Raw genomic sequence first — 906 nt, 5'->3', positions numbered from 1 at the left:
GCAACATAACGCCGCGTTAAGTAGTGAGCAACGCTTACTCCTAACCTAAAGCATTACACCTTAAACACAAAATTCAATTTGAGCTGAGAATGCCACGCGTTGCGAATCTGCCTTAAACGCTTTGTTATAGCGGTCTTACAACACCTACAAAGCTTGTCGATGTTTCAGTCAAAGGCGTCTTTTCCCAATCCGCGTAATATTCTACTAGCTGCAAACCATTACGTTCTAACTCCTTAACTATCTCGTCCATTGAACGATACTTTAGTTCGATATAACTATGATACTGCTCACCATTTTCATATTCTCGTTTAACATAGTGCAACATCGTATCATTTAATTTTGGGTGCCTGCTGTCCAAGCCGGAGACATTGACGTTTTCACCTGTTGGACTTTTGTAAGAAGACCATTGTTCGTAACTACTTGTTGTTTCGAAATGTTCAGAACATGGAAGCCGAGAATCAAATACAAAAAGGCTTTCAGCATGCATATGACGATTAATGTTATTTAGCATCGATGAAAAGTCTGCGTCTGAAATAAATGCTTGAAAGGCATTACCCGTCATAACAATTAGATCAAAAACGGTTTCTAAGTTGAAATCTGCTGCGTCCATTTCGTAAAACGCAACATCGCAAATGCTTGATGACTTGTATTTAGCAAAATCAATCATTGAACGAGAAAAATCAATACCCACCACATGAGATAAATTACTTGTTAATGGGATTGTAACTAGACCAGTTCCGCAGCAGACATCTAGTAACGATGAAACCTTTTGATGAGATATAAGATCTTGAAAAAACGATATTTCACCTGCATAAGAATTACCGTACTGTGCGTCGTATTCCTCGCCTGACCAAAACTCACTCTTACTCTGTTTCAACGACTCTCCTCCTTGAGGTCGAATAAGCT

The 906-nt window shown here is 39.1% G+C and carries 1 protein-coding gene; it reads right to left on the bottom strand.

Features of this window, described 5'->3' with window-relative positions:
- Window positions 1-124: 124 nt before the first annotated feature.
- Window positions 125-906: class I SAM-dependent DNA methyltransferase (locus VNE01S_RS18730; protein ID WP_061781664.1), on the bottom strand; the 782-nt coding region annotated here is incomplete at its 5' end.

Source organism: Vibrio nereis NBRC 15637 (assembly GCF_001591105.1).
Taxonomy (GTDB): Bacteria; Pseudomonadota; Gammaproteobacteria; order Enterobacterales; family Vibrionaceae; genus Vibrio; species Vibrio nereis.
The sequence above is the reverse complement of the archived record's forward strand: the minus strand, read 5'-3'. Positions and strand labels throughout refer to the sequence as shown.